The 25029-nt window shown below is 67.2% G+C and carries 20 protein-coding genes; 15 read left to right on the top strand and 5 right to left on the bottom strand.

Features of this window, described 5'->3' with window-relative positions; all coding sequences use genetic code 11:
- Positions 1–66 precede the first annotated feature (66 nt).
- Entirely contained in the window at positions 67–3558 is a 3492-nt protein-coding gene (locus GXK59_RS19495; protein ID WP_160663365.1) for a DEAD/DEAH box helicase, read from the top strand.
- Here GXK59_RS19495 and GXK59_RS19490 read toward each other — a convergent pair.
- The gene (locus GXK59_RS19490; RefSeq protein ID WP_160663363.1) at positions 3548–4015 is read right to left on the bottom strand and encodes a hypothetical protein; all 468 of its coding nucleotides are present in this window, start codon (positions 4013–4015) and stop codon (positions 3548–3550) included. The genes GXK59_RS19495 and GXK59_RS19490 overlap by 11 nt on opposite strands.
- 3 nt (positions 4016–4018) lie before the next feature.
- On the bottom strand, positions 4019–5944 hold the full coding sequence (locus tag GXK59_RS19485) for a primary-amine oxidase (protein ID WP_443094251.1): 1926 nt from the start codon (positions 5942–5944) through the stop codon (positions 4019–4021).
- Between the two features lie 120 nt (positions 5945–6064).
- Here GXK59_RS19485 and GXK59_RS19480 point away from each other — a divergent pair, with 120 nt between their 5' ends.
- Together GXK59_RS19480 and GXK59_RS19475 are read left to right on the top strand one after the other, a co-directional pair.
- Entirely contained in the window at positions 6065–6655 is a 591-nt protein-coding gene (locus GXK59_RS19480) for a TetR/AcrR family transcriptional regulator (RefSeq protein WP_160663359.1), read from the top strand.
- 124 nt (positions 6656–6779) lie between these two features.
- Positions 6780–7751, top strand: coding sequence for a helix-turn-helix domain-containing protein (locus GXK59_RS19475; protein ID WP_160663357.1), 972 nt, complete (start codon positions 6780–6782; stop codon positions 7749–7751).
- Positions 7752–7877: 126 nt separating this feature from the next.
- Here the strand turns inward: GXK59_RS19475 and GXK59_RS19470 are convergent, their stop codons facing one another.
- Positions 7878–9347: an APC family permease gene (locus GXK59_RS19470; RefSeq protein WP_160663355.1), complete on the bottom strand. Its 1470-nt coding sequence runs from the start codon at positions 9345–9347 to the stop codon at positions 7878–7880.
- 273 nt (positions 9348–9620) lie between these two features.
- On the opposite strand from GXK59_RS19470, the gene GXK59_RS19465 reads away from it, so the two are divergent.
- Together GXK59_RS19465 and GXK59_RS19460 are read left to right on the top strand one after the other, a co-directional pair.
- Complete coding sequence (locus tag GXK59_RS19465; RefSeq protein WP_160663353.1) at positions 9621–11030, top strand: aldehyde dehydrogenase family protein; 1410 nt, start codon at positions 9621–9623, stop codon at positions 11028–11030.
- 159 nt (positions 11031–11189) lie between these two features.
- Positions 11190–12047 (top strand): prephenate dehydratase, encoded by an 858-nt coding sequence (locus tag GXK59_RS19460; protein WP_160663351.1) that lies wholly within the window; start codon positions 11190–11192, stop codon positions 12045–12047.
- A gap of 157 nt (positions 12048–12204) precedes the next feature.
- Here GXK59_RS19460 and GXK59_RS19455 read toward each other — a convergent pair whose 3' ends face one another.
- Positions 12205–14124 carry an FAD-binding monooxygenase gene (locus GXK59_RS19455; protein ID WP_160663349.1) on the bottom strand — a complete coding sequence of 640 codons (1920 nt, stop codon included), beginning with the start codon at positions 14122–14124 and terminating at the stop codon, positions 12205–12207.
- Between the two features lie 237 nt (positions 14125–14361).
- Between GXK59_RS19455 and GXK59_RS19450 the strand changes: the two genes are divergently transcribed.
- From GXK59_RS19450 to GXK59_RS19425, 6 genes are read left to right on the top strand one after another with little or no spacing between them, the layout of a single operon-like run.
- On the top strand, positions 14362–15849 hold the full coding sequence (locus tag GXK59_RS19450) for a fumarylacetoacetate hydrolase family protein (RefSeq protein WP_160663347.1): 1488 nt from the start codon (positions 14362–14364) through the stop codon (positions 15847–15849).
- Entirely contained in the window at positions 15842–16564 is a 723-nt protein-coding gene (locus tag GXK59_RS19445) for a GntR family transcriptional regulator (protein ID WP_160663345.1), read from the top strand. Before GXK59_RS19450 ends, GXK59_RS19445 begins: the two co-directional genes overlap by 8 nt.
- 9 nt (positions 16565–16573) lie before the next feature.
- On the top strand, positions 16574–18088 hold the full coding sequence (hpaE, locus tag GXK59_RS19440; RefSeq protein WP_160663343.1) for a 5-carboxymethyl-2-hydroxymuconate semialdehyde dehydrogenase: 1515 nt from the start codon (positions 16574–16576) through the stop codon (positions 18086–18088).
- A 39-nt stretch (positions 18089–18127) separates the two neighbouring features.
- The gene (gene hpaD / locus GXK59_RS19435) at positions 18128–19216 is read left to right on the top strand and encodes a 3,4-dihydroxyphenylacetate 2,3-dioxygenase (RefSeq protein WP_160668900.1); all 1089 of its coding nucleotides are present in this window, start codon (positions 18128–18130) and stop codon (positions 19214–19216) included.
- Between the two features lie 2 nt (positions 19217–19218).
- Positions 19219–20004: a 2-oxo-hept-4-ene-1,7-dioate hydratase gene (gene hpaH / locus GXK59_RS19430; RefSeq protein ID WP_160663341.1), complete on the top strand. Its 786-nt coding sequence runs from the start codon at positions 19219–19221 to the stop codon at positions 20002–20004.
- Positions 19989–20822, top strand: coding sequence for an HpcH/HpaI aldolase family protein (locus GXK59_RS19425; RefSeq protein ID WP_202129033.1), 834 nt, complete (start codon positions 19989–19991; stop codon positions 20820–20822). Before hpaH ends, GXK59_RS19425 begins: the two co-directional genes overlap by 16 nt.
- A 44-nt stretch (positions 20823–20866) precedes the next feature.
- Here GXK59_RS19425 and GXK59_RS19420 read toward each other — a convergent pair whose 3' ends face one another.
- On the bottom strand, positions 20867–21313 hold the full coding sequence (locus GXK59_RS19420) for a hypothetical protein (RefSeq protein WP_337248049.1): 447 nt from the start codon (positions 21311–21313) through the stop codon (positions 20867–20869).
- 496 nt (positions 21314–21809) lie between these two features.
- Here GXK59_RS19420 and GXK59_RS19415 point away from each other — a divergent pair, with 496 nt between their 5' ends.
- The 4 genes from GXK59_RS19415 (at position 21810) to GXK59_RS19400 (ending at position 25006) form a co-directional block, all read left to right on the top strand.
- Complete coding sequence (locus tag GXK59_RS19415; RefSeq protein WP_160663339.1) at positions 21810–22262, top strand: hypothetical protein; 453 nt, start codon at positions 21810–21812, stop codon at positions 22260–22262.
- A 125-nt stretch (positions 22263–22387) separates the two neighbouring features.
- Complete coding sequence (locus GXK59_RS19410) at positions 22388–23221, top strand: COG1470 family protein (protein WP_160663337.1); 834 nt, start codon at positions 22388–22390, stop codon at positions 23219–23221.
- Position 23222: 1 nt separating this feature from the next.
- Positions 23223–23729, top strand: coding sequence for a hypothetical protein (locus GXK59_RS19405; RefSeq protein ID WP_160663335.1), 507 nt, complete (start codon positions 23223–23225; stop codon positions 23727–23729).
- Positions 23726–25006 carry a hypothetical protein gene (locus GXK59_RS19400; RefSeq protein WP_160663333.1) on the top strand — a complete coding sequence of 427 codons (1281 nt, stop codon included), beginning with the start codon at positions 23726–23728 and terminating at the stop codon, positions 25004–25006. The genes GXK59_RS19405 and GXK59_RS19400 overlap by 4 nt, the downstream gene beginning before the upstream one ends.
- Positions 25007–25029: the final 23 nt, after the last annotated feature.

Raw genomic sequence — 25029 nt, 5'->3', positions numbered from 1 at the left:
GTTCGGGGAGTCCCGCCAGGCTCGCTAAGATGGATCAGATGACCAACTGCTGAAAGTAGTGCGCACATGCCATCCCATCCGGACGAGAGTGCGGCACTGGCAATACAGACTCCCGCGATCAACGACCGCTCCCTGGCGGCCGGACTTGCCTACGCCATGGGGAGCCGCGTTTCGGGTATGTCCTTCGACGCCGCCACCGGTCTCATGCTCGGCAAGGTGCGTGGCGGCTCCGATGTGCCGTATTCGACGACGGCGAAGCTGGTCCGGAAGGCGGGCGGCTGGAGCTGCACCGTGGGGGTGTGCAGCTGCCCGGTCCGGAAGGACTGCAAGCATGTTGCCGCCCTGTTGTTCGCGGCCGAGGACAACCCTGCGATCCGTGTCCAGCTGCTGGCCCCCGCCGACGTCAGCCGACTGTCCCGGCCGGCCCCGGTGCTTGACGTGCCGGACTGGGAACAGGCGCTCAGCCCGCTGATTGCCCAGCCGGGAATCACGCAGTCCACCAATGGCATCCCGCTGGCACTCCAGTTCGAAATTGAAGAACCCGCCCCGCACTTCTCCTACACCGGGCGCCGCGACCCGCTGCGCAGCGTCCGCCAGCTTAAGGCCCGTCCGGTGATCATGGGCGCGAAGGGAAAATGGATCCGCGGCGACGTCTCCTGGAACACCCTGAGCTACCTGAGCTACCGGCGCGAGTGCAACGAGGCCCACGTCGAGTGGATGCAGGAGTTCCTCGCGTCACACACCGCCCTGGCGAACCGTCAGCACGCGGGGACGGGGCTGTGGCTGGGCCTGAACACCTACGCTGGCAAGAACCTGTGGAGCCTGCTGGCCCAGGCCCGGAAGATCGGCGTCGCCCTCGTCCACAGCCGCGGGGCGGAACCCGTGCGGTTCGTTGAGCAGCCGGCATCCGTCGGGCTCAACCTGGCCCGCTTCGGCGCCGCGCCGGTCCCCGCCGAGGCGGACGGCACCGTTGTGCTGCCGGCTGCCGGCGACGCGGACGACGGCGGGCTGTCGCTCGCCCCCACCATCACCGTTGAGGGGGAGGTGGTCGATCCGGCCTCCGTCGGGACCATCGGACGCCCCGCCCACGGGATCTTCCTGACCTCCGGCCCGGACGCACTGCCCGGAGCCGCACCGACGGACGCCGTCATTACGCTCGCCCCGCTCGAAGGCGGCCTCAGTGAGGAACTCCTGACCTTCGTCACGGCCGGAACCACGCTGCACATTCCGGCCCGGGACGAGAGCCGTTTCCTGACCGGCTTCTATCCCAAGCTCAAGCAGAGCGCCCGGGTCACAGCCTCCGACGAGTCCGTGGAGCTGCCCCAGCTGGCCGTACCCACCCTGTCGCTGCTGGCCAACTACGGCGCCGACCACCGGGTCCGGCTGCACTGGGAATGGCATTACAAGTCCGGCAAGCTCGTCACGGCCCAGCCGCTGTGGCGCCACCCCGGCGATCACGGCTACCGCGACGACCCTGCCGAGGCCCGCATCCTTGAGGCAGTCGGGCAGCCCTGGGATGTGGTTCCAGCCTTAGGCGAGTCGGCCACGGGAGGCTGGGGAACGCCGCGGCTGTCAGCCTCGGCGGAACTCAGCGGCCTGGACACCCTGGCGTTCACCGAGGAGCTGCTCCCGGGGCTCCGCGAGGTCCCCGGCGTTTCGGTGGACACGGCCGGCGAAATCGCCGACTACCGGGAGGCCGAAGAGGCGCCGGTCGTGTCCATCTCCACGAAGGCCACCGAGCAGCGGGACTGGTTCGACCTGGGCATCCAGATTTCCCTGGAGGGCCAGCCGGTGTCCTTCGCGGCCGTTTTCTCCGCGCTGGCGGCCGGCCAGACCAAGATGCTGCTCCCCAGCGGGGCCTATTTCTCTCTGGACCTGCCCGAACTCCACCAGCTCCGGGCCCTGATTGAAGAGGCCCGGGAACTGCAGGACAACAAGGACGCCCCACTGCAGATCAGCCGATTCCAGGCCGGGCTCTGGGACGAACTGGCGCAACTCGGCATTGTGGACCAGCAGGCCGCGGCCTGGCGCGAGGCTGTCGGCGGGCTGCTGGAAGGCGGCGCGAAGGGCCTGCCGTTGCCGGCAACCCTCAATGCCGAGCTTCGCCCGTACCAGCTGGAGGGCTTCAACTGGCTCAGTTTCCTCTACCGCCACGGACTCGGCGGGGTACTGGCCGATGACATGGGCCTGGGCAAGACCGTGCAGGCGCTGGCGCTGATCTGCGCCGCTAAGGACGCGGCAGTTGCTCCCGCTGCAGCTGCCGACGGCAGCGCTGCCGCCACGGTGCCTGGCGCTGCGCCCGGTGCTGCGCCCGGTGCTGCGCCTTTTCTGGTGGTGGCCCCCACAAGTGTCGTGGGCAACTGGGAGGCGGAGACCGCGCGGTTCGCGCCCGGTCTGACCGTGCGCGCCATCAGCGAAACCTTCGCCAAGAGCGGCTCAAGCCCCACGGAGGCGATGGCCGGTGCGGACATCGTCATTACGTCCTACGCCCTGTTCCGGATCGACTACGAGGCCTACGCCTCCAAGGAGTGGGCCGGGCTGGTCCTGGACGAGGCCCAGTTCGTCAAGAACCACCAGTCCAAGGCCTACCAGTGTGCCCGGAAGCTTCCGGCGGTGTTCAAACTCGCGATCACCGGCACCCCGCTGGAGAACAACCTGATGGAGTTCTGGGCGCTCACCTCGATTGTGGCGCCGGGGCTCTTCTCCAGCCCGAAGCGGTTCGCCGAGTCCTACCAGAAGCCGGTTGAAAAGAACGGCGACAAGGCCCAGCTGGACAAGCTCCGGCGTCGGGTCCGCCCGCTGATGATGCGGCGCACCAAGGAACAGGTCATCCACGACCTTCCGCCCAAGCAGGAGCAGATCCTCGAGGTTGTGCTGAACCCGCGGCACCAGAAGGTCTACCAGACGCACCTGCAGCGCGAACGCCAGAAGATCCTGGGACTGATCGACGACGTCAACAAGAACCGCTTCACGATCTTCCAGTCCCTCACGCTGCTGCGGCAGCTCAGCCTGGATCCCTCGCTGATCGATCCCTCGCTCTCGGGGGTCCGGTCCAGCAAGCTCGACGTGCTCTTCGAACAGCTGGAGGACCTGGTGGCGGAAGGGCACCGCGCCCTCATCTTCAGCCAGTTCACCGGGTTCCTGGGCAAGGTCCGCGAGCGGCTCGTCGAGGAGAACATCGAGTTCTGCTATCTCGACGGCAGCACCCGCAACCGCACCGACGTCGTCAATGAGTTCAAGAACGGCGCCGCCCCGGTGTTCCTGATCAGCCTCAAAGCCGGTGGCTTCGGCCTGAACCTCACGGAGGCGGACTACGTGTTCCTGCTGGACCCGTGGTGGAACCCGGCCTCGGAGGCGCAGGCAGTGGACCGCACGCACCGGATCGGGCAGGCCCGCAACGTCATGGTGTACCGGCTCGTCGCCAAGGACACCATCGAGGAAAAGGTCATGGCGCTCAAGGCCCGGAAGTCCCAGCTGTTCGCCGACGTCATGGAAGGCGACGCGCTCTCCGGTGGGGCACTCACGGCGGAGGACCTGGCCGGGCTGTTTAACGACTGAGTTCGTGGCTGGCGCGTTCCCACGCCTGACGCTCCCGGAGCCGGGCCAGGAGCGTCGCGGCGAGCAGCGCCGTCGTCATTTCCAGCGCAATGACCGCCAGCAGCGCCCCGGCGCCCGGGGGTGCCGCTCCGGCTGCTGCGGTGGCCGCGCCCTGGTGGACATGTGCCGAGGCGCCGGCTCCGGCCCCGAGGAGCAGGACCGCGTGCACCCCGGTCATCGCCAGTGCCGAGGCCATGACCTGCCGCAGGGCGCCGGCCCGTCCCTGCCGCCAGATGTGCGCGGCGCACGGCAGGCACACCGCCACCATGGCGAGCATCAGCAGGTTCAGCCACGTCCCGTGCTGGTTCGCGGCCACCAGCCACAGGTGCGCCAGGCACGACGCCGCTGTCACGGCGGCGCAGATCCGGGAATGGAAGACGATGCCGGCGCGGCCGCCCAGGCCCCCTGCGACGGTCATGGCTCAGCTGTGGCAGTGGCCACCGGCCGGCTGTGCATTCGCCGGCACATCCAGCACGGGGCTGCGGTCAAAGAAGCCTTCCGGGCGCAGCTTGAAGCCGGCTGTGTCCACGGGCATGATGGGCCAGTCCTCGGGACGCGGGAAGTGCGTGAGGCCAAAGGTGTGCCAGAGCACGATGTCCTGGCCGTCCAGGTCCCGGTCCTGGGCAACATAGGCCGGCAGCCCCGCTCCCCCGGAATGCTGGTTCACGAAGTCGCCGGTGGGGTAGCGCTCCGCGTCGGCGTGCCGGGTGACCCACAGGTCCTTCGTGGCGAACGCGGCGCGCCGGGCAATCGAGGACTCCGGGTCCGCCAGCAGGGTGGGCTGGCCTTCGGCGTGGAGCTTGTACGCCACGGGTTCGCCGAGGCGGTTCCGTGACTGCGGGTTGGAGATGACCCAGGTCCGGCCGTTGCGGGCGTCGGCCTCGCGCGCGCCCTCGGATTCGCGGGCAATGAGCGTGCGCTTCCGGGAAAAGGCGTTGCCGCGTTCGTTGCCTTCGCCCATCGCCTGCCGGACCACGTCTTCTTCCTCGACCCGGTTGGTGAGACCGTCGATTGCCATGTCCAGGCGTGCGCTGAACAGGTGCTGGTGGAACGGTGCGCCCAGACCCGGGGCGAGCTGGGAGATGTTGGCCGATCCGCCCTCCGGGTAGGCGGAGGTGAAGACGACGCCGGTGGCCTTGGCCTCGAACTCGATGGTTCCGTCGAGGTAGAGGTACCAGTAGAAGCCGTAGTCGTAGTTGCCGATGGTGGTGAAGAAGGAGATCACCAGGCGGCGGTTGCGGCGGGTGTAGTTGATGCCCGTCCAGAGGTCGCTGTGCTTGGCCAGGATCCCCCAGTCCTCCTCATGCATACAGATGCCGTTGCGGATCTCGCGGGGGTTGCCGAAGGCGTCGCTGATGACGGGGCTGAGGTAGGTGATCTCGCCGAGGCAGTCGCAGCCCAGCTCCAGGGAGTTGGCGTACTGGCCCACGAGGTACTCGCCGGTGTCGAAGTAGTTCTGCCAGGACCGGATCGGCGAGGGATCTCCGTACGGGACCACCATTTCGGCGATGGACGCCCGGTTGATGATGCTCCGTTTCCGGTCGCCGTCCTGGAACGCAATGTTGTGCAGTACTACCCCTTCGCGGACATCGAAGCCGACGTCGAGGCTCCACTTTTCCCACTCGATGTGGTTGCCGCCGGTGACGGTGAAGCTGGGCCCTTCCGGCTGGGTGATGTTGATGGGTTTCTGCGTGGTGCGGAGCGGACCGGTGAGCTCAGGGTCCGTGTAGTTGCCGTGCTCTGCGGGAATCGGCATGGCGCCCAGGTCCAGCACCTGCGTGACTTCCTTGCTGACCACATCGACGTACGCCACGAGACCGTCCACGGGGTGGGCCCAGGCGCTGTCCTCGGGGAAATCCTGCACGAAAGCCAGCCCGCGAAGGATGCGGCGGCCCTTTTCCTCCGGGTACTCGAAGACGCCGGCAGACAGCGGGGCAACGCGGACCTTGCTGACGTCCAGGCCGCGGTTGGCCAGCGCCTCAAGCCAGCACTCGTCCGTGGCCAGAAGCTCCTCGACGAGCTCGAACTCTTCCTCCAGGACGGGGAGTTCACCGGCCACCGCGGTGTCCAGCTCGACGACGGATATCACCGCGCTGCTGGACACCGAGACGGTCACGTCGGCCGGGCGCCCTCCGGACACGTCATGGACGAAGACCCGGAACCTGCGGTCCTCGCTTCCCTCCGGCGCATTCCTGGCGGGATCCAGCAGGCCCAGGTACGCGATGCGTTTGGTGTCGCCCAGCAGCCCCGCGGAGCGCAGGATGCCTTGAACTGCCGTGATTTCAGCGCCCGCGGCCAGGCTGTACGGACTAAACGGGGTGCGTGTGTCAGTTTGTACGGTCATCATGGCGGCCTTCGTTCGGGGACCCTGGCGGGTCAGAACTTTATTTTCTATAGTTGTAGAGAATACGGAAACGTAAGCTGTGCCACAAGAGTCCGACGCAAAATATTCCTGGGGAGCTGTCCGGTGCCAAAGATTGTCGACCACGACCAGCGGCGGCTTGAACTCGTCGACGCCACGTGGCGGATCATCGCCCGGCTCGGCATTGAAAGTGCCACGATGCGGGAAATTGCCCTTGAGGCCGGCTTTGCGAACGGGGCCCTCAAGCCGTACTTTCCCACGAAGGATGACCTGCTGACCTTCGCATTCGGGCACGTTTTCAACCGCACCAACGAGCGCATCGCGACGGTGACCGCCGGACTGGCTGGACTCGCGGCCCTGAAGGCGTTTTGCGTCGAGGTGCTGCCCCTGGATGAGGAGCGGATCAACGAGGCCCGGATTGTCATTCCGTTCTGGCAGAAGGCCATCAACGATCCCGGCAAGGCCCGGATCCACCGGGAATCAATGCAACAGTGGCTTGCGGCGATGCGGCAGTACCTTGCCGAGGCGCGGCAGGCCGGCGCAGTTGCCACCGCCGTCGACGACGCCGCACTGGCCGGACAGCTGCTCAACCTCCTCCTCGGCGCGCAGATCGCGGCGGCGCTCGCCCCGGAAGGCCAGCTGGAGCTCGGGCTGAATGAACAGCTGGAAGGGTTCCTGACCCTGCTGGCCCGCTGACCCTGCGTGCAATCTTTTTTCGCCAGCTGTCGAAAAAAGATGACACCGGCGGGCCGCGGCGCTACCCTGAAAGGACTGTGTCCCATGACACACTCCCTGAAATACGACGGCGTCAGGATCCTCGATGACCGCAGTTGCAGCCCGCCCCTCCTTCAGTCCCGCCGGCCAGGCCCTGCGCACCAGCCCGGCAACCTCGTTCGACCACTGGCGGCACCTCGTCGCGGAGTCCTTCGTTCCCCTGGCCGCGTCGAGCAAGAATGCGGAAAACTTCCGCGGCCGCCTGCGGGCCCGCAGGCTGGACCGCGTGGCGGTCGTCGAGGTGTCCTCCACGAGCCATGAGGTCCACCGCACGCCGGCGCTCATTGCGCAGTCCGACCAGCGCTATTTCAAGCTCAATCTCCAAATGCAGGGCACCGGGCTCCTCATCCAGGACAACCGCGAGGCCGTCCTGCAGCCGGGCGACCTCTCTATCTATGACACCAGCCGCCCCTACACGCTTGCCTTCGAGGGCGACGCCCGGCTCATGGTGGTGATGTTTCCCTGGGACGCGCTGTCCCTGCCGCCGGACTGCATCGCGGAGCTTTCGGCCGTGCGGATGGCCGCCGGCTCAGGCCTCGCCGCAATCGTCGGGCCGTTCATCGCCCACCTTGCCGAGAACCTGGATGCCCTGAGCGGCCCCAGCGGGTCCCGCCTTGCCGCGAATGCCCTCGATCTCGTTTCCACGATGCTGCATTCGGAACTGGACATGTCCGCGGACCGGATGCGGCCGCAGGCCCTCCTGGCGGCATCCGTCCGCGAGTACATCGACGCCCGGCTGGCCGATCCGCTGCTGTCGCCCGCGTCCATCGCGGCGGCCCATTTCATTTCCACACGGCACCTGCACAACGTCTTCCATGAATCCGGGACCACCGTGGCGAGCTGGATCCGGACCCAGCGGCTGGAAGGGGCACGCCGCGAGCTGCGGGATCCGCTCCTGGCCGGCATGCCGGTGGGGGCCGTGGCCGCGCGCTGGGGTTTCCTGGATGCGGCCCACTTCAGCCGGTCTTTCCGTGACGCCTTCGGCGAATCCCCCAGCGACTGGCGGCGCGGCGCCTAAACGACGGTCCGCTCCCGCAGGCAGGCGCCGCTGCTCAGCCGCACCGGCCGCCGGCACCGCCAGCGGGCTGCAGAAGGGGCGGTGCCGGATCCGTCCGGCACCGCCCCCAGCATTTAATGCCGGCCGCTACGCGGGGACCCCGGCCCGGGCGGCCTTGCGCTCGACGCCGACTTCCACCAAGACGCCGGCCGCAAACACTACGGGGACAGCGGTCAGCAGGCCCATGGCCGTTTCGGTGCTGCCGCCAATCAGCGCCGTGAAGTTGCTGACCACGAGGGACAGAACCCAGCCAAGAAGCAGGGTGGCGAGTATCGGCGCCACTTTGGTCTGCCAGACCTGGCCGGCCACTCTTTCGCGCCGGAAATACGCGACGACGGCCAGGGAGCACAGGATGTACAGGACCAGGAGCGCGGCCACGGCCAGCCCGCTGAACCAGGAAAAGAGGGTCAGGACCGGGTCCAGGGACAGCAGGGCGAACGGCGCCATGAGCAGGAACGCGATTACGGTCTGGATCCGTGCGGCGACGGCGGGGGCACGGTGCCGGTTGGTATGGGCGACGACGCCGGGCATGGACCCGCGCAGTGCCAGCGAATGGAGGTAGCGGTTGATGCCGTTGTGGAAGGCGATGATGCCGGCCAGCAGCGAGGTCACGAGCAGGACGCCGGTGGCGATCCCGGCCCACGGCCCGAAGAGTTCCACCATCGGTGTCAGCACGAAGGAGGTGGAGTCGCCTGATTCGAGCGCCGCCCCCGCGGCGTCCATGACGCGCGATGGGCCGTAGTAGCTGACCAGCATCCACGAGATGAAGGCGAAGAACACCGAGATGACCCCCACCGACAGGTAGGTGGCACGGGCCACTGTGCGGTGGGCATCCTTGGCCTCGGCCGAGTAGATGGCCGTGGATTCGAAGCCGAACATGGAGGCGACGGCGAACATGATGGCGACGCCCGGGGCTCCGGTGGCGATCGCCGCGGGAGAGAAGGACGCCGCGAGCGAAATTCCCTCCGGGCCGCCGCCCCGCAGCAGCACAGTGATGCCGAACATGAGCAGGATGGCGACTTCGAGTCCAACAAGTACCGCCAGGACGCGCGCACCAAGTTCGATGTTGAGGGATCCGAGCATCTGCACGCCGGCCATCGTGACCACGGCCAGCAGCCACCAGGGAACCACGACGCCGGCGGACCCGAGGAGCCCCGAGAACGCCGCGCCGTACAGCCCGTACATTGCGGCCTGGACTGTGCTGTAGGCCAGGAGCGCGAGCCACGCGGCTCCCGCTCCGGTCTTGCGCCCAAAGGCGGCGGTCACATAGGCGTAGAACGCGCCGTTGGCCTGGATCTTGCGGCTCATCGCCACGAACCCGACCGCAAAGATGACGATGACGATACCCACCACCAGGTACGCACCGGGCGCTCCGGGGCCGTTGCCGAGGGCCGCGGCCAGCGGCGACGCCCCGACGATTCCGGTCAATGGCGCCTGGGCGGACAAAACAAAGAAGAGAATGCCCATGACGCCGACGCTGCCGGCGCGCAGGGCGGTGGAGTGCTCGGCGCGGGGATTGTCTTCCGCGGTCCGGGGCTCGGATTTTGAAATACTCATCGGATCCTTCTTAACGGTCATGAGTCTGGGGATTGGCGGTGTGAGAAAGGGAGAGGTGTCTTGCACCGTGCAATCCAGCATTGCAGGTGACGCCTGTCACCCTTTTGTCGATCAGCGATCGTTTGTTGTTCCTCAGCGCAACGGCATCCAAGGCCGCCGCGATCCTTCGCACTGGGTCAACTGCAGTTCGCGCAAAGACAAGACTGCGCGCCGCACACCGGAGGACACTCGGACATGACAGTACGGCCAACTACTCGATGTGGAGTACACCCCATGGAAACTTACGACGCCCTTCTGGCCTCGATCACCCCTGACACCGGCGACACCCGGACCATCCTTGACCCCGCCACCGGCACTGTCGTCGGCAAAGCGCCGGTGCACACGCTGGAGGACCTGGAGCGGGCCATTGCCGCTGCAGCCGCCGCCCAACCCGCGTGGGCGGCATTGGGCCATGACGCGCGGAGCGCCGCACTGTTGAGGGCCGCCGACGCCGTCGAACGCTCTGCCGAGGAACTCGCCCGCCTGCTCTCCCGCGAGCAGGGCAAACCCCTCAACGGCCCCAATGCACGGTTCGAGGTCGGCGCCTGCGCCGCCTGGCTCCGCACGGCTGCCGCCACCGTCCTGGAGCCGGAGACCGTGGTGGACGACGGCGAAACCCGCGCCGAACTGCACTACCGGCCCATCGGCGTCGTCGGGGCGATCGGGCCCTGGAACTGGCCCATGATGATCACCATCTGGCAGATCGCACCGGCCCTCCGGATGGGCAACGCCGTGGTGGTCAAACCGTCCGAATACACCCCGCTGTCCGTCCTGGCCCTGGCGAAAGTCCTCAACGAGGAACTGCCCGAAGGCCTCCTCACCGTCGTCTCCGGCGGCCGCGACGTCGGCGCAAGGCTGGCCGAGCACCCCACGATCGGCAAGGTGATGTTCACCGGCTCCACGGCCACGGGCAAAGCCATCATCAGGTCCTCCGCGGACACGGTCAAACGCCTCACCCTGGAACTCGGCGGCAACGACGCAGGCATCGTCCTGCCCGACGCCGACCCCAAGGCTATCGCGGAGGGCCTCTTCTGGGGCGCCTTCATCAACACCGGCCAGACCTGCGCGGCCCTGAAGCGCCTCTACGTCCACGGCGACATCTACGATGCCGTCTGCGAGGAACTCACCGCGGTCGCCGCCGCGATGCCCATGGGCAACGGCCTCGACGAGGGGAATGTGCTGGGCCCGCTGCAGAACAAGCAGCAGTTCGACATCGTGGCCCGGCTGGTAGAGGACGCCCGCGATTCCGGGGCCAAGATCCTGCTCGGCGGCGACCCGGCCACGGACCAGCCCGGCTACTTCTACCCCGCCACCCTGGTGGCCGACATCGACAACAACAATCCGCTGGTGGCCGAGGAACAGTTCGGCCCCGCCCTGCCCATCATCCGCTACCGCACGGTGGACGAGGCCGTCACTATGGCCAACGGACTCGACGTCGGACTCGGCGCCTCCGTCTGGTCCGCCGATCCGGCGGAAGCCCGCACGGTCGCGGCCCGGCTCGAGGCAGGCACCGTCTGGATCAACAAGCACGGCGCCGTTGACCCGCGCATCCCCTTCGGCGGCGCCAAGCAATCCGGCTACGGCCTGGAATTCGGCGTCGAAGGACTCAAGGCCCTCGGCGTACCCCAGGTCATCAACGGCTGACCGGCCGGGGGTAACCTGCGACGGCGGAGGCCGGGGGAGTTTGCCCCGGCCTCCGGGTATCCCAGATGACTGGGGCTCGATGTCGCGGAACCCCCGGCTTGTGACGCTGAACGCGAACCGTTTGGGCACTAGGGCTCCCGGCATGACAGCATACCGACCATGGTCAAGAAGATTGCGTACCAGGGTGAGCCCGGCGCCAATTCCAATATTGCGTGCGCGCAGATGTTTCCCGAGCTGGAAAGCGTCCCGTGCGCCAGCTTCGAGGATGCCTTAGAGCTGGTATCCGGCGGGGAGGCTGCCCTGGCCATGATTCCTATTGAGAACTCGATCGCCGGCCGGGTGGCTGACATCCACGTCCTGCTGCCGCTATCCGGTCTGCAGATAGTGGGCGAGTACTTTCTTCCGATTCATTTTGACCTGTTGGGCATCCCGGGCAGCACCATCGAGGGGGCCACTGAGGTCCACAGCCACATCCATGCCCTGGGCCAGTGCCGCAAGCTGATCCGCAGTGCCGGCCTGAAGCCTGTTATTGCCGGCGATACCGCCGGTTCTGCCCGTGAAGTGCGGGAGTGGAATGATCCGACCAAGCTGTCCCTCGCTCCCCCGCTCGCTGCCCGGATCTACGGCTTGCAGGTGCTGGCTTCGCGGGTGGAAGATGACCCGTCCAACACCACCCGGTTCGTGGTCCTGGCGCCGGAAAAGGAATTGCCGTCCCGGGAGGCGCTGCCGGAAGCGGCTGTGACCAGTTTGCTGTTCCGGGTCCGGAACGTTCCTTCTGCCCTATTCAAGGCGCTTGGCGGGTTTGCCACGAACGGCGTGAACATGACAAGGCTGGAAAGCTACATGGTGGGCGACGAGTTTGCTGCCACCATGTTCATGGCCGACGTCGAAGGTCACCCCGAGGACCTGCCCGTCCGCCTGGCCCTTGAGGAGCTGGACTTCTTCACCACCGAAGTGCGCATTTTGGGCGTCTATGCCGCAGCCGAGTACCGGACCGGACAAGCAGCCGCAAGCTGAGGTCCTCGCCGCGCAGGCGGGACCCGCCTAGGAATCCGCTACGGATCCGGGCTGGCGACGCGCAAAAGGCTGAGCGCTGCGGGTATACCCGTAGCGCTCAGCCTTTGCCGTGTCACGGGACGTTTCCCGCAGCGCGCAGGGGTACCCGGACCGGTGCTTAGCCCGCGTGGTCCTGGAGCTCGGGGGTGCGGTTGCCTGCCTGCAGGAGGGGCGCGAAGAACGCGCCGAGCTCCGCCGTCGCCGTGAGGGGCAGGACGTTGGCCACATACTGGTCCGGGCGGACCACCACAACGACGCCGCCGCGGTCCAGGCCGCGCAGCTCGAAGATGTCCGCCGTCGGATCGGTGGCGTAGACCTTCTCGTAGTCCGTGAGCTGGAACGGGCCCACCAGCGGCTTGAACACTGGGGGGACCGCGCCGATGTCGACACCCGTGTGGTCCTGCTGGTAGATCACCTTCACGTCGAACCACGCGTCGAGGTCGGCCCCCCTGGGGGTGGCGGCGAGCGGGGAGTCCGGCGCGGTCGCGATCCAGTCGGCGAAGTCCGTGGTGGGTGACGGGGCACCGGCCGCTGCTGCGTCGGCAAAGACGTAGATGCGCCACCGCCCGTCCGCCGTGGCGTGGTGGCCCAGGTGCATCGGGTTGGTGTCGCAGACCCTCACAACGGACGCGGACTTGAAGCGCTTGCCGATGGGGAAGCCGGCAGCCAGGTCCTGGTGGTCGGCCTCGCCGACGAGCATGGACGGGGCGTACTGGGTCATGAATCCGGCCGGGAACTCGGCGGTGCTCACGTAGAAGTCCTCGAGCTCCGAGGGGCTTTCGAATTCCTCGGGCTTCTTCGCCATGAGCGTCGACCACTCCTTGTCGAAGTCAATGAGGTTCTTCGCGATGACCTGGCGCTCGGCCGAATACGTGGACAGCAGGCTTTCCGGGCTGCGGCCCTCGAGCACGTGCCCGAGCTTCCAGCCCAGGTTGAAGCCGTCCTGCATGGAAACGTTCATGCCCTGGCCGGCCTTGGCGCTGTGCGTGTGGCATGCGTCGCCGGTGATGAACACGCGCGGCGTGCGCGTGCCCAGCTGGTCCGGCAGGACGTCGTCGAACCGGTCAGTGAGGCGGTGGGCGACCTCATACACGCTGTGCCAGGCAACATTGCGGACGTCGAGGGTATAGGGGTGGAGGATCTCATTCGCCTGGGCAATGATCTGCTCGATGGTGGTGCTGCGCACGGCGCCTTTGTCGTTCCCGTCGACCTCGCCAAGATCGACATACATGCGGAACAGGTAGCCGCCTTCGCGCGGGATCAGCAGGATGCTGCCGCCGGTGCCGGACTGGATCGCGCACTTCGTGCGGATGTCCGGGAAGTCCGTGACGGCGAGGATATCCATGACGCCCCAGGCGTGGTTGGCCTGGTCGCCCGCGAGGGTGCAGCCGATCGAGTCCCGGACCTTGCTCCTGGCGCCATCCGCGCCGACGACGTACTTCGCCCGGACAATGCGCTCCCGGCCCTCATCGGGGCCGGCAGTGTGGACGAGGGTGACGGTGACGGGATACTCGCCTGCGTCGGAGACCTCGAGGCTCCGGAACTCCAGGCCGTAGTCAGGCGCCATGCGGGTGGGCGCGTTCGCCATGAACTCGCCGAAGTAGTCCAGGACGCGGGCCTGGTTGACGATGAGGTGCGGGAACTCGCTGATGCCTGTCGTGTCGTCCACGGCGCGGGCGGCCCGGACGATCCGGGACGGGTCCGCGGGGTCCGGCTTCCAGAAGGCCATCTCGGTGATGCGGTAGGCCTCGGCGATGATCCGCTCGGCGAATCCGAAGGCCTGGAAGGTCTCGACACTCCGGGCCTGGATGCCGTCGGCCTGGCCAATGGGGAGCCGCCCGTCGCGGCGCTCCACGATCCGGGTGGTGAGGCCCGGGAACTGGGACAGCTGCGCGGCGGTGACAACGCCCGCCGGTCCGGTGCCCACAATGAGCACGTCGACCTCGTCAGGAAGTTCTGTGGGCCGATCGATGCCGACGCCGGCAGCTGGCTGGACTCGCGGGTCACCGGATACGTAACCGTGGTGGTGGAACTGCACGGGCTTTCCTCACTTCGCTGTGTGGCACTTCGTGGTGTGGCGGACTGTCGCCGTCGGGGTGTTCGATATTAGAACTTGACGTTCGATAATAGAACTCATATCTCCAGGCAAAACTGTACGGCAGATATGACGCGGGTTACAAGTACCCGGAAAACTCCCCCAGGCAAGGGGTTGACGTCCCACGATTCCTGGGCAATAGTTTTCGTATACGATTTCGTACTCGATGAGGAGTAATTCTTGGAACAGGTCACCGACCACCTCCTGGCCGCAGCGCGCAAGGTCATTGCGGTCCACATCAACTACCCCAGCCGGGCAGCGCAGCGCGGCCGGACACCCGGGCAGCCGTCGTATTTCCTGAAGCCATCCTCCTCCCTGGCGCTCAGCGGCTCAACGGTGGAACGTCCCGCCGGCTGCGAACTCCTCGGGTACGAAGGCGAGATCGCCCTCATCATCGGCAAGCCGGCCCGGCGCGTGGCCATCGAGGACGCCTGGAACCACGTCGGGTGGATCACGGCCAGTAACGACCTTGGCGTCTACGACCTCCGCTACGCCGACAAGGGCTCCAACCTCCGGTCCAAGGGCGGCGACGGTTTCACGCCGGTGGGCCCGGGACTGATCGCCGCGGACGCCGTCGACCCGGCACAACTACGGATCCGCACCTGGCACAACGGCGACCTGGTCCAGGACGACACCACCGGTGACCTGCTCTTCCCGTTTGCCCGCCTGGTCGCTGATCTCTCCCAGCTGCTCACCCTCGAGGAAGGCGACATCATCCTCACCGGCACCCCCGCCGGGGCCTCCGTGGCCAAGCCGGGCGACGTCGTCGAAGTTGAAGTCAGCACCGAAAGCACGACGGCGGGCGCCGCCGCTGCCGGCTTCTCCACGGGCCGCCTGGTCACCCGGGTCGAGGAGGGCACGACGCCGTTCGCGGACTTCGGCGCGCAGCCCAGGACCGATGACCTCCAGCGGGAGGAAGCCTACGGCTCGCGTGAAGCGGCCGGACTCGCCGCCGTCGGACATGTCCTGTCGCCGGAGCTGAAGGCGAAGCTCGAAAGCGTCTGCACGGCCACCCTGTCCTCCCAGCTGCGCAAGCGCGGCCTGAACAACGTCAGCATCGACGGCCTGACCTCGACCCGCCCGGACAGGCGGATCGTGGGCCTGGCCCGGACCCTGCGCTACGTGCCCAACCGCGAGGACCTCTTCAAGACCCACGGCGGCGGCTTCAACGCCCAGAAGAAGGCCATCGACTCGGTCAACGAGGGCGAAATCCTCGTCATGGAGGCCCGCGGCGAAAAGGGCACCGGCACCATCGGCGACATCCTGGCCCTCCGCGCCCAGGTCCGAGGCGCCGCCGCCGTCATCACCGACGGCGGCGTCCGTGACTTCTCCGCCGTGGCTGCGATGGACATGCCCACCTATTACGCCAACCCGCACCCCGCAGTCCTCGGGCGCCGGCACATCCCGTGGGACACGGACATCACGATCGCCTGCGGCGGCGCCACCGTGCAGCCCGGGGACATCATCGTGGCGGACGCGGACGGCATCCTGGTGATCCCGCCGGCCCTGGCCGAAGAACTCGCGGACGATTCCATCGCCCAGGAACGCGAGGAAGTCTTCATCGCCGAGATGGTGGCACAGGGTCACAGCGTGGACGGCCTCTACCCGCTGAACACCGCATGGCGGACCAAGTACGAGGAATGGGAAGCAGGCAAAGCCAATGACTGACACGGCGACTGCCACAGGCACAAACACAGGTACTCACCCCGCCGCGCACACAGTCAGCAAGTCCGAGCAGGCCTACGCGGCCGTCAAGGCCCGGATCGTGGACGGGGCCTACTCCCCCGGCTACCGGCTGGTGCTGGCGAAGATCGCCGAGGATCTGGGCGTCAGTGTGGTGCCGGTCCGCGAAGCCATCCGCCGGCTCGAGGCCGAAGGGCTGGTGACATTCGAGCGGAACGTCGGCGCCACCGTCGCCGGGATCGACCCCACCGAGTACCTCTACACGATGCAAACCCTCAGCATCGTGGAAGGTGCCGCCACGGCCCTTTCTGCTCCCCTGATCGGGCCGGCGGACATAGCCCGTGCCCGCGCCGTCAACGCCGAGATGCGCGCATGCCTGCAGCACTTCGACCCCGTCCGGTTCACCCGGCTGAACCAGGACTTCCACAGCATGCTGTTCGAGCACTGCCCCAACCCCCACATCCTGGACCTCGTCCACCGTGGCTGGAACCGGCTCGCCTCGCTGCGGTCCTCCACGTTCCGCTTCGTCCCCCGCCGCGCCCACGAATCGGTCGACGAACACGAGGCACTCCTGAAGCTCATCGAGTCGGGCGCCACTTCCGACGAGATCGAAAAGGCCGCCCGCCTCCACCGCTCCGCCACCCTGGACGCCTACCTCGCCCAGGCCGCTGCAACCGACCAGCACACGCCCCAGCAGTAAGGAAAGACAATGACGTTCACTGCCGAAGAAGCTACAACCCACTACGTTCCGCAGGACCTTCCCACCCACATCCAGCACTACATCAATGGCGAATTCGTCGACTCCCTGAGCGGCAAGACCTTCGACGTCCTGGATCCGGTGTCCAACACCAACTACGCCACCGCCGCCGCCGGGCAGAAAGAGGACATCGACCTCGCTGTCGCGGCCGCCCGGAAGGCCTTCACCACCGGGCCGTGGCCGCGGATGAAGCCGCGGGAACGCTCCCGGGTCCTGAACAGGATCGCCGACGCCGTCGAAGCCCAGGAGGCACGGCTCGCCGAGCTCGAAACCTTCGACACCGGCCTGCCGATCACCCAGGCCAAGGGCCAGGCGCTGCGCGCGGCGGAGAACTTCCGGTTCTTCGCGGACCTGATCGTGGCCCAGTTCGACGACGCCATGAAAGTCCCTGGCGCCCAGATCAACTACGTCAACCGCAAGCCGATCGGCGTCGCGGGCCTCATCACGCCGTGGAACACGCCGTTCATGCTCGAGTCCTGGAAGCTCGCCCCGGCGCTGGCAACCGGCAACACCGTTGTCCTCAAGCCGGCCGAATTCACCCCGCTGTCCGCCTCGCTCTGGGCCACCATCTTCAAAGACGCCGGCCTGCCCGACGGCGTCTTCAACCTCGTCAACGGCCTCGGCGAGGAAGCCGGCGACGCGCTGGTGAAGCACCCGGACGTGCCGCTGATCTCCTTCACCGGCGAAACCACCACCGGCCAGACGATCTTCCGCAACGCCGCGGAAAACCTCAAGGGCCTGTCCATGGAGCTCGGCGGCAAGTCGCCGTGCGTGGTGTTCGCCGACGCCGACCTCGACGCCGCGATCGATTCCGCCTTGTTCGGCGTCTTCTCGCTCAACGGCGAGCGCTGCACGGCCGGCTCCAGGATCCTGGTGGAGCGTGCCGTGTATGAGGAATTCTGCGACAAGTACGCCGCCCGGGCCAAGAACATCGTGGTCGGCGACCCCCACGACCCCAAGACCGAGGTCGGGGCCCTGGTCCACCCGGAGCACTATGCCAAGGTGGCCTCCTACGTGGAAATCGGCAAAACCGAAGGCCGGCTGCTGGCCGGCGGCGGCCGCCCGGCCCACCTGCCGGAGGGCAACTACATCGCGCCCACCGTATTCGCCGACGTCGCACCGGACGCCCGGATCTTCCAGGAGGAAATCTTCGGCCCGGTCGTGGCGATCACCCCGTTCGATACCGACGACGAAGCACTCGCCCTGGCGAACAACACCAAGTACGGGCTCGCGGCGTATATCTGGACCCAGAACCTGACCCGGGCGCACAACTTCTCCCAGAACGTCGAGGCCGGCATGGTCTGGCTCAACAGCCACAACGTCCGCGACCTCCGCACCCCCTTCGGCGGCGTCAAGGCCTCCGGCCTGGGGCACGAGGGCGGCTACCGCTCCATCGACTTCTACACCGACCAGCAGGCCGTCCACATCACCCTCGGCACCGTCCACACTCCCAAATTCGGCGCCTAACCCGCGTCCTGCCCCCCCTTTCAAAGAAGAGAGATGACCATGACCAACTTCATCCCGACCCCCTCCGTCCCGGCACCGGACATCGTCCGCTGCGCCTACATGGAGATCGTGGTCACGGACCTGGCCAAGTCCCGCGAGTTCTACGTTGACCTCCTTGGCCTGCACGTCACCGAGGAAGACGAGAACAACATCTACCTGCGCTCCTTGGAGGAGTTCATCCACCACAACCTTGTGCTGCGCAAGGGACCCATCGCCGCCGTCGCCGCGTTCGCCTACCGGGTGAAGTCCCCCGCCGAGGTCGATGCCGCCGAGGCCTACTATAAGGAACTCGGCTGCCGCACCGAACGCCGCAAGGAAGGCTTCACCAAGGGCATTGGCGACTCCGTCCGCGTCGAGGACCCGCTGGGCTTCCCCTACGAGTTTTTCTACGACGTGGAGCACGTCGAACGCCTCACCCAGCGCTACGACCTCTACTCCGCCGGCGAACTCGTCCGGCTGGATCACTTCAACCAGGTCACCCCGGACGTCCCGCGCGGCCGGAAGTACCTTGAGGACCTCGGCTTCCGGGTCTCGGAGGACATCCAGGATTCCGACGGCGTCACCTACGCCGTCTGGATGCACCGCAAGCAGACCGTGCACGACACCGCACTGACCGGGGGCAACGGCCCGCGCATGCACCACGTCGCGTTCGCCACCCATGAGAAGCACAACATCATCCAGATCTGCGACAAAATGGGCGCGCTGCGCATCTCCGACCGGATCGAGCGCGGCCCGGGCCGGCACGGCGTCTCCAACGCCTTCTACCTGTACATCCTGGACCCGGACGGCCACCGCATCGAGATCTACACCCAGGACTACTACACCGGCGACCCGGACAACCCCGTCATCACCTGGGACGTGCACGACAACCAGCGCCGCGACTGGTGGGGCAACCCCGTCGTCCCGTCCTGGTATACCGAGGCCTCCCTGGTCCTGGACCTGGACGGCAATCCGCAGCCGGTCATCATCCGCGAGGAAAAGAGCGAAATGGCAGTGACCGTGGGTGCCGACGGCTTCTCCTACACCCGCAAGGAAGAGGACGGCCATGCCGGCGAGAAAACCGGGTTCAAGCTCGGGGCGCAGCTGTAGCCATGCTGGATGCCACAACGATTGAGGCCATCGCGGACGAACTGCTCGAAGCCGGCCGCAACCGGAAGCCTGTTCCCCGCCTGACTGCCCGCTACCCGGATATGACGGTGGAGGACTCCTACGCGGTCCAGCAGTTGTGGCGGCGCCGCAGCGAGGAAGCCGGCCGGACCCTGGTGGGGCGGAAGATCGGTCTGACGTCGAAGGCCATGCAGGCTGCCACCGGCATCACCGAACCGGACTACGGCGCCATCTTCGATGACATGGTGCTCGAGACCGGCTGCTCGGTGGAGTGGGACAAGTACACCCACCCGCGGGTGGAGGTGGAGCTGGCGTTTGTCCTCAAAGACGCGCTCAAAGGCCCCGGCTGCACCATTTTCGATGTCCTGCGGGCCACGGACTACGTGGTTCCGGCCCTGGAGATCCTGGATTCCCGGATCGAGATGGAGGGCCGGACCATCGTGGACACCATCTCGGACAACGCCGCGATGGGGGCCATGGTGATCGGCGGCAACCCGGTGAAGCCCGACGCCGTGGACCTCCGCTGGGTCTCCGCCATCCTCTACAAGAATCAGACGGTGGAGGAGACCGGTGTTGCCGCCGGGGTCCTGGACCACCCGGCCAACGGGGTGCACTGGCTGGCCAACAAGATCGCCGCCCACGGGGACAGCATGAAAGCCGGCGACATCATCCTGGCCGGTTCCTTTACCCGGCCGATGTGGGTGTCCAAGGGCGACACCGTCCACGCAGACTACGGACCACTGGGAGTTGTGACATGCCGCTTCGAATAGAACCTCAAAACACCTTCCGGGACGCCCTGCGCAACCAAACCGGCGCTGCCGGCCGCCCGCTGGCCGGGATGTGGGTGTGCTCGGGCAGCCCGCTGGTGGCCGAACTCTGCGCCGGGTCCGGCCTGGACTGGCTGTTAGTGGATGCCGAACACAGCCCCAACGGGCTCGAATCCATCCTCGCCCAGCTCCAGGCCATCCACGGCTACCCCATCCACACCCTGGTCCGGCCCCCGGTCAACGACACCGTGGTGATCAAGCAGTACCTGGACCTGGGCGTCCAGAACCTGCTGATCCCAATGGTCCACTCAGCCGCCGAAGCAGAAGCCGCGGTGGCCGCCACCCGCTACCCGCCGCACGGGGTGCGCGGTGTCGGCTCCGCCCTGGCCCGCGCCGCCCGCTGGAACCGCGTCCCGGACTACCTCGCCCGGGCCGGTGAAACCATCAGCGTCACCGTCCAGATCGAATCCGCCGCCGCTGTCGACGCGGTCGAGGACATCCTGGCGGTGGACGGCGTGGACGCCATCTTCCTGGGGCCCTCCGACCTTGCCGCGTCCATGGGTCTGCTGGGACAGCAGGAACACGAAGAGGTGCGGGCCGCCGTCGAACACTGCCTCACCGCCGCTACAGCGGCCGGGAAACCCGCCGGCGTCAATGCCTTCAACCCCGACACCGCCCGCCACTACCTGGCCAACGGCGCCAACTTCATCCTGGTCGGAGCCGACGTCGCCCTGCTGGCCCGCGGCTCCGAAGCACTCGCTGCCGAATTCATCCCACCGGACCCGGTGGCTGAGGCCGCCAGCACCCCCGCCAGCTACTGACGATCCGCCACTAGGGAACGTCGGGCTGCCATAGCAACGCTAGGTTAGGCCGCGGCGGGTGCAGTCACGGACCGGGAAGCGGTCTGGTTGCGGAACCAGTCGGCCAGTTTCTTGCCCTTGCCCTTCCACCAGCTGTCCTCATCGCCGCCGTTGCGCCACCGGAAGATCACCATGACCATCACAAAGACTCCGCCCGCGACGTCCTGCCATGTCCCGCTGGCGGCATCGATGAGCACAGTGACCGCGCTGATCAGGATCGAGGGCCAGGCCAGCGTCGTGAAGACCGTGTTTGCCACGTACCGGCGGTGGGACCGCGGCACCGAGAGCGCACGGACCATGTCGAAGCAGACACACACGACGACGACGGTCTGGCCCAGGGACAAAAGGATTGAGCCGGGCAGGGATCCGGCGATAAGGGCCAGGGCACTGAGCCCGGAGTTCATGGCCTGCCCGCGATCAGTGCAGGTCCAGGCGCCGACTTTCCCGGCCACATTGGATCAAACGTGAAGTGCTTCAACATGCGGTGCCCCCCGGCATCTACCACTGTCCGACTTGCCGGCTCAACTGGCTGGCAACCCCAATTCAACAGGGTGGCCGTCCGCGGGGTCCCGCGAGGAAGGTACTCGAGTTTCAGCCGCGCTGCTACGTGGCGCACCTGAAGATGTACTCACTTCAGTGCGCCGGAACACTTGGTGGCCGGGGTCCGGGGCCACTTTCTGGTCCCGGCAAGCTTTTTCCCGCCGCGCCCGGGCCGGGATTGCGGGTACGTCCTTTCGCGACCACCCGGTGTCCTGAATTCCAGTAATTCTGCGTCGAGGCAAGTAGTCCACGCCGCAATAGACAGGTACCACTACGTGTTGTGAAGCCCCCGCTTCGAGGAAACGATGAGGCCATTCGATTCAGCGATGGCAACCGCAGGATTGGGGGGAAAGCGGCTCTTGCCTGTTGACTCCTCTGTCCGGGTGCCCCACAGAAGGAGTCTCACAAATGCGCAAGCTCACCAAGAAGAGCAAGGTCATCGCCGTTGCAGCCTCGGTTGCCCTCGTGGCAGTCGGCGGCGGCACGGCCTACGCCTACTGGACCACCACCGGCACCGGCACCGGCACCGCCGCCAACTCCACCGGCGGCGGCACCGTGACCCTGCATGCCAGCTTCGCCGCCGGCCTGGCCCCGGGCAACTCGGTGCCCGTCACGTACACGGCAGATAACAGCTCCAACACCGGCACCGTCGTCGGCGCCCTCACCGCAAGTGTGACCACGAGCGTGGCCGGATGCCTGCCGGCTTGGTTCACAGTCAGCGCCGACACGTCGAACACTGCAGTCGGGGCGAACAGCACGGGCACCCAGGTGGGGTCGGGAACGCTGGCGTTCCTCAATGACGCCGCCAACCAGGATGCCTGCAAGTCAGCCGTCGTCACGGTCACTGTCGGCAGCGTGTAGCTGGTGTCCCCGGCGGGCCGGACACCCGGCCCGCCGGGGCGGCCTTCGGGCCGCCGCACAGCAACCCACCAGTCACCGCCGACACCACGACCCGCCCAAGGCGCCCGGTCGAAGGAGGATAGGTAATGCTGCATCCACTGCGGTTCTTCCGGCTCGCCAGGGGTCATGCGGGCCTCGCCGGCCGTGCCCTCATGATTGGCTTGCTGGCCATCTTCCTGCCCGCGGGCACACTCTACGCCGCCGGGCAGCAGTCGGCCCCGCAAAAGCCCGGAATCCTGCTGCAGGTCACGCCGTCCACCCGGAACGTGGACCAGGGACAGGCCACGAGCTATTCCGCAACCGTCAGTTCCACCGGCGGATTCGCAGGCACAGTGTTACTGGGAGTCACCGGTGTCCCCGCGGAGGCAGCGGCCAGCTTCTCGCCGTCGTCCGTCAAGCTGACGGCCGGGAACACAGCCCAGCTCAGCATGAACGTATCCACGGCATCCGCTACAGCCGCTGGAGACTACGATCTGACGCTTACGGGCCAGAGCGGCTCCCTGCAGTCGGCAGCCGTCAAGGTCCAGTTCCGGGTCAAGGCGCCCCTGCGCGTCTTCGGGCTCGCCGGCGATGTGTCGGGCCTTCTCGCCCCCGGGACGAGCCGGTCCCTGGACCTCGGATTCAACAACCCGGATAAGGGGATCGACGTCGGCAATCTGACCGTCTCGATCACGGGTGTGGTCCGCACGTCGAAGGCAATCGCGGCGAACCTGCCCTGCACGGCACAGGACTATGCCGTGGCGCAGTACAGCGGGCGCTATCCCCTGACAGTCCCGTCCGGCAACAGCTCGCTCTCACAGCTTGGCGTTCCCCCGGCCCAATGGCCCCGGATCGCCATGCTCGACACTCCACGTCTCCAGGACGGCTGCAAAGGCGCAGTCCTCCAGCTGGCGTACTCGGGATCAGGGCAGGGAAACTGACATGCGATCCACACGATCCTTGGTGCAGGGCACCAAACTCGCTGGAACCGCCTCGGCCGGTGCCGTCGCGCTCTGCCTGCTGGCCGGCGGGGGCACGGCCTACGCGTACTGGGCCAGCACGGGCTCGGGTATCGGCGCCGCAGCCGCAGGCACCATGCAAATCAGCGTCGACGCGTCGGTGGCAGGCGACTCGAACAGCACCAGCATGGTCCCGGGCGGCACCGCAGATGTCATCCTCCGGACCAGCAACCCCAACGCCTTCGCGGTAACGCTGTACTCGGTGGCCGCCAGCGCGGCGGCCACGGCCGATGCCGCCCATGCCGGATGCACCACCACCGGGGTTTCCTTCACGGCCCCGGCCACACCGCTCGCACCCGCCGTCACCATCCCGGCGAAGTCCTCGGTGTTTGTCACCCTCCCGGGTGCGGCGAGCATGTCCGCCCAGTCACAGTCTGCCTGCCAGGGCGCGACCTTCAAGATTCCCGTCAAAGTGGAGGCACGACGATGAGCCGTCACAACAGGCGCGAGGCACGCTCCCGAACCCGGAGCCGCATCGCAGTCATCCTTACCGGCGCCGCCCTCCTCTCGTGGGCTGGCCCCGGGGCCAATGCCTTCTGGACGGCCGCGTCAACTGGCGGTTCCGCGTCAGCCAGCGCAGACGCTCTGCGCACCGGCGCCACGCCGACCGCCACAGTGTCCGGCGGAAATGTCACGCTGGCATGGAACGCCACCACCACCCTCGCCGGCCGCGCTGTCACCGGATACACGGTGGCACGCTATGCCTCCGCCTCGGGCGGCACCAAAGTCGCTACCGGCGGTACGTGCTCAGGCACGGTCACGGCCGGACCGGGCTGCACCGACCAGGGCGTCCCGACCGGCACCTGGTACTACACGGTCACCCCGGTGCTCGCGCAGTGGCAGGGAGCCGAGAGCGTCCGCAGCGGCGGTGCCGCCGTGGACACCACGCCGCCAGGCGCTCCTTCCGTGGTTGCCCCCACTTACGTCTACAGCGGCAATGTCGCTGCGGTGCCGGTCAACGGCAGCACCGAGCCGGGGGCATCCATCGCCCTGGCTGTGACCGACGTTGGCGCAGCGCACTCGGTCCCCGCGACCGCGACGGCGAACAGCTCAGGTGCCTGGAACGCCACCGTCAACCTGTCGTCCCTGAACCCCGGAACCATCACCTACCGCGCGGTCGCTACCGACACCGCGGGCAACCAAGGCAATCCCGCGACGCCCGGCACGACGACCTCAGTCAAGGACGTCGCGGCGCCTGCGGTGTCAACGGTGGCGCTGGCTGACGGCGGAGGCAGCGGAAGCAGTATCGGTGTGCTGGATGCCAAGGACAAAGTCATTATCACTTTCTCCGAGTCCATGGACGCCTCAACAATCTGCAGCAAGTGGACAGCCGGGGCCGACGGGACCGTGAGCGGGAACGGTGTGGTCATGGTCAATGTCAGTTCCAGCAACGTCCTCAGCGTCACAGTGACTAGCGCGGGCTGCGCGACGTCGAGAATCGGCACGGTGGCGTTGGCGGGGACCTACTATGGCTCGGGCACTCTCAGCTACGGAGGCAACGGCTCCAACGGCTCGTCACTGAGCTGGAACGCCGTTGCCAAGGCGCTGACGATCACGCTCGGAACCCGCTCGACAGGAGGCGCTGCGAACACCACGGCCCAGCCGGCCGCCGCGCCTTCATTCACACCCGATTCCGGCATCACCGATGCCGCCGGCAACGCTCTTCCCACCGACAAGTTCACCAGCACCACCGCTTCACGCTTCTGACGCAATGAGTGCCCGGGACCCTC

Origin of the sequence: Pseudarthrobacter sp. ATCC 49987 (assembly GCF_009928425.1) — a bacterium.
Taxonomy (GTDB): Bacteria; Actinomycetota; Actinomycetes; order Actinomycetales; family Micrococcaceae; genus Arthrobacter.
This window is presented reverse-complemented; position numbering and strand designations above follow the sequence as displayed.

Coding starts and splice junctions, on each gene's coding strand:
- GXK59_RS19445 (WP_160663345.1), top strand. CDS start 15,842: ATGACTGACACGGCGACTGCCACAGGCACAAACACAGGTACTCACCCC.
- GXK59_RS19460 (WP_160663351.1), top strand. CDS start 11,190: ATGGTCAAGAAGATTGCGTACCAGGGTGAGCCCGGCGCCAATTCCAAT.
- GXK59_RS19490 (WP_160663363.1), bottom strand. CDS start 4,015: ATGACCGTCGCAGGGGGCCTGGGCGGCCGCGCCGGCATCGTCTTCCAT.
- GXK59_RS19465 (WP_160663353.1), top strand. CDS start 9,621: ATGGAAACTTACGACGCCCTTCTGGCCTCGATCACCCCTGACACCGGC.
- GXK59_RS19485 (WP_443094251.1), bottom strand. CDS start 5,944: ATGATGACCGTACAAACTGACACACGCACCCCGTTTAGTCCGTACAGC.
- GXK59_RS19495 (WP_160663365.1), top strand. CDS start 67: ATGCCATCCCATCCGGACGAGAGTGCGGCACTGGCAATACAGACTCCC.
- hpaE (WP_160663343.1), top strand. CDS start 16,574: ATGACGTTCACTGCCGAAGAAGCTACAACCCACTACGTTCCGCAGGAC.
- GXK59_RS19415 (WP_160663339.1), top strand. CDS start 21,810: ATGCGCAAGCTCACCAAGAAGAGCAAGGTCATCGCCGTTGCAGCCTCG.
- hpaH (WP_160663341.1), top strand. CDS start 19,219: ATGCTGGATGCCACAACGATTGAGGCCATCGCGGACGAACTGCTCGAA.
- hpaD (WP_160668900.1), top strand. CDS start 18,128: ATGACCAACTTCATCCCGACCCCCTCCGTCCCGGCACCGGACATCGTC.
- GXK59_RS19425 (WP_202129033.1), top strand. CDS start 19,989: ATGCCGCTTCGAATAGAACCTCAAAACACCTTCCGGGACGCCCTGCGC.
- GXK59_RS19475 (WP_160663357.1), top strand. CDS start 6,780: ATGACCGCAGTTGCAGCCCGCCCCTCCTTCAGTCCCGCCGGCCAGGCC.
- GXK59_RS19470 (WP_160663355.1), bottom strand. CDS start 9,347: ATGAGTATTTCAAAATCCGAGCCCCGGACCGCGGAAGACAATCCCCGC.
- GXK59_RS19400 (WP_160663333.1), top strand. CDS start 23,726: ATGAGCCGTCACAACAGGCGCGAGGCACGCTCCCGAACCCGGAGCCGC.
- GXK59_RS19405 (WP_160663335.1), top strand. CDS start 23,223: ATGCGATCCACACGATCCTTGGTGCAGGGCACCAAACTCGCTGGAACC.
- GXK59_RS19410 (WP_160663337.1), top strand. CDS start 22,388: ATGCTGCATCCACTGCGGTTCTTCCGGCTCGCCAGGGGTCATGCGGGC.